The sequence below is a fragment of the Parvibaculum sp. genome (assembly GCF_035511255.1).
GTDB lineage: Bacteria > Pseudomonadota > Alphaproteobacteria > Parvibaculales > Parvibaculaceae > Parvibaculum.
Genome location: NZ_DATKFR010000129.1, coordinates 1 through 3,176 on the forward strand (window position 1 = coordinate 1; position 3,176 = coordinate 3,176).

Here is a 3,176-nt window from a genome sequence, read left to right on the forward strand (position 1 = left end):
TCGGCGAACGCCCTGTCGCGATCTTCCTTCGAGGGCCAGCGCGCATAGGCGACCCAGTCGCCATTTTCGGCGCGATGGAGACGCGAGCCGCCGCCGCCGTGATCGCGCATGATGTCTTGCGTGATTTCGTGCCAGCGACGCTGGAATTCCTCTTCGTGTTTCCTGTCGACGCGCCAGCGATAGATGACAGCGAACATTCCCGTTCTCCGTATCCCGGTTCAACGACGCCCGCGGGCTCAAGCGCTCGGCTGCGCCGCTTTTTCTTCCCGGAGGCGTTCGGCGGCGCTTTTCTTCACCGTCTCGCTCTTCAACTGGCCGCAGGCGGCCATGATGTCGCGGCCGCGCGGCGTGCGGACGGGGCTTGCATAGCCGGCGCGGTTGACGACGTCGGCGAATTTCTCGATCTGCGCCCAGTCGGAACATTCATAAGGTGAGCCCGGCCAGGGGTTGAAGGGGATCAGGTTGATCTTGGCCGGAATACCCTTCAGCAGGCGGACGAGTTCCTTCGCGTCCGCGAGCGAATCGTTGACGCCCTTCAGCATCACATATTCGAAGGTGATGCGGCGCGCATTGGAGACGCCCGGATAGTTGCGGCAGGCGTCGAGCAGTTCGGCGATCGGATATTTCTTGTTGAGCGGCACAAGCTTGTCGCGCGTCTCGTCGTTCACCGCGTGAAGCGAGATCGCCAGCATCGAGCCGATCTCGTTGCCGGCGCGTTCGATCATCGGCACGACTCCGCTCGTCGAGAGCGTGACGCGGCGCTTGGAGAGCGAAAGGCCTTCGCCGTCCGAGACGATGTCGAGCGCGTCGCGCACATTCTCGAAATTGTAGAGCGGCTCGCCCATGCCCATCATCACGATGTTGGTGACGAGGCGGTCGTCGGAATTGCGACCCGAGCCCGGCCATTCGCCGAGCGCATCGCGGGCGACGAGAAGCTGGCCGACGATTTCCCCGGCGGTGAGGTTGCGGACGAGCTTCTGCGTGCCGGTGTGGCAGAAGGTGCAGGTGAGGGTGCAGCCAACCTGGCTCGAGATGCAGAGCGTGCCGCGGCCTTCCTCGGGAATGTAGACCGTCTCGACTTCCGGGCCGGGAATGCCGGCCTTGTCGGAGGCGAGGCGCAGCAGCCATTTGCGCGTGCCGTCCACCGATTTCTGCTCGACGACGATTTCGGGCCGGGCGACCGTGAAGGCGGCGCCGAGCTCCGTGCGCATCTCCTTCGAGAGCGTCGTCATCTTCGCGAAGTCGGTGAGGCCGCGATTGTAGATCGCGTTCCAGAGTTGGCCGACGCGCATCCTGATCTGTTTTTCGGGCATGCCGTGGAGACGCAGCTCCGCGGCCAGGCCGTCGCGGGTGAGCCCGAGCAGGTTCCGCCGGGCCGTGCTGGCGGGAGCGCCGGCTTCGACCGCGTCGGTTCGCTTATGCGCTATGTCGAGGCTCGTGGCCATGGCTCATCCTGCGGTGCCACTTCGGCGCCGTTCGCGGGGTCATAGCATAAATGGGGGCTTGCCCGCCAATACGCCAGATTTGAGCCCGAAAGCCGCTATTTGCAGGCCTCGTCGATCTTGTCGAGGGCCTTGCCGGAGCCTTTCAGCGAATAGGTGTCGGTGGTCATGGTCTTGCGCGAGGACGTGCCCTTGATGACCATGCTGGAACCGGCGCGGATCGCCTTCACCATCTTGGCTTCGTCGGTCGTCTTGTCGAGCCAGGCCCAGTATTGATGTTCGCCGCCTTCCGAGACGCCCGTGAACATCTGGAACTTGTCCTTGCCGACGGTGGCGAAGGGTTTCGACGTCGGGCTGTAGGGGTAGCCCGCCCGCTGACTGATCTCGTTCCTGATGTTGCGGCCCGGACGGTGGGTCACCATGAAATAGACATCGCCCCGCTTGGCGGCGGCCGGCTCCTGCTTCGTCGGTTCCGACAGGACGTAGCAGATGCGATCGGCACCCGATCCGTAGGTATAGGCCGCCCAGTCGTCAAACTTGCCCAGAAGCTTCGGAGCATCGGCGGCGCTTGCCGTTCCGCTGCATGCCAGAGCCAGCAGAGCGGCGGAGGCAAGGGCGGAGGCGAATAAGCGCGTGCGTGTCAGCATTTATGGGGACTCATTCTGTGCTCGTGGGAAACGTTGAGACCATAGCGGTCCCGGCGTCCGATTTCCAGACAGCCGGGCAATTTCCAGACAAATCGTGCAAAAAGCAGGCAATCTGGCGGGTTCCCGCCCCATTGTGGTAATGAGGAACCATCGGCATTGAAAACAGGCCTTATGGCCGCAAGAAGGCAGGGAGAGCCCATGAAAGCGATTTTGTGCAAGGAATATGGTCCGCCGGAGAAGCTCGTCATCGAGGAGGTGCCGACGCCGGAGCCAAAAAAGGGCCAGGTCCTGATCGAGGTTCACTCGGCGGCGGTCAATTTCCCCGACGTCCTCATCATCGAGAACAAGTACCAGTTCAAGCCGCCGCTGCCCTTCTCGCCGGGCGGCGAGGTCGCCGGTATCGTGACGAAGCTCGGCGAGGGCGTTTCCAAGGTAAAGGTCGGCGACCGGGTGATCGGCTCGTCAGGCTGGGGCGGATTTGCCGAGGAACTCGTGCTCGACGAGGCGCGGGTGACGCCCATTCCGGCCGAGATGGATTATGTGACGGCGTCGGCCTTCCTGATGACCTATGGCACGTCGCATCACGCGTTGAAGGACCGCGCGCATCTGAAGCCGGGCGAAACCCTGCTGGTGCTGGGGGCAGCGGGCGGCGTCGGCCTCGCCGCCGTCGAACTCGGCAAGGCGATGGGCGCGCGGGTGATCGCGGCCGCCTCGTCGGAAGACAAGCTTGCCGTCTGCCGCGAGCATGGCGCCGACGAGACGATCCTCTATCCGACCGGCGCGCTCGACAAGGACCAGCAGAAGGCGTTGACGGATCGCATCAAGGAACTGACCGGCGGTCAGGGCGCGGATGTCGTCTACGACCCGGTCGGCGGCGATTATGCCGAACCCGCGCTGCGCGCCACCAACTGGGAAGGCCGTTTCCTCGTCGTCGGCTTTGCCGCCGGCCCGATCCCGAAAGTGCCGCTCAATCTCGCGCTTCTCAAGGGCTGCCAGATCGTCGGCGTCTTCTGGGGCGCCTTCACTGGCCGCGAACCGGCGAAACATCAGGAAAATCTCAAGGAACTGATGGCATGGTTCAAGGCGG

The 3,176-nt window shown here is 63.8% G+C and carries 4 protein-coding genes; 1 reads left to right on the forward strand and 3 read right to left on the reverse strand.

From position 1 onward, the window contains the following. The 3 genes from VMR03_RS04415 to VMR03_RS04425 form a co-directional block, all read right to left on the reverse strand. Positions 1-197, reverse strand: a 197-nt coding sequence (locus VMR03_RS04415; protein WP_325402661.1) for an antibiotic biosynthesis monooxygenase, incomplete at its 3' end; no start/stop codon positions are given. A gap of 39 nt (positions 198-236) precedes the next feature. Next, the gene (rlmN, locus tag VMR03_RS04420; protein ID WP_325402663.1) at positions 237-1,445 is read right to left on the reverse strand and encodes a 23S rRNA (adenine(2503)-C(2))-methyltransferase RlmN; all 1,209 of its coding nucleotides are present in this window, start codon (positions 1,443-1,445) and stop codon (positions 237-239) included. 95 nt (positions 1,446-1,540) lie between these two features. Beyond that, the gene (locus VMR03_RS04425; protein ID WP_325402665.1) at positions 1,541-2,089 is read right to left on the reverse strand and encodes an invasion associated locus B family protein; all 549 of its coding nucleotides are present in this window, start codon (positions 2,087-2,089) and stop codon (positions 1,541-1,543) included. A gap of 198 nt (positions 2,090-2,287) precedes the next feature. On the opposite strand from VMR03_RS04425, the gene VMR03_RS04430 reads away from it, so the two are divergent. After that, on the forward strand, positions 2,288-3,176 hold an 889-nt coding region (locus tag VMR03_RS04430), incomplete at its 3' end, for an NADPH:quinone oxidoreductase family protein (protein ID WP_325402666.1).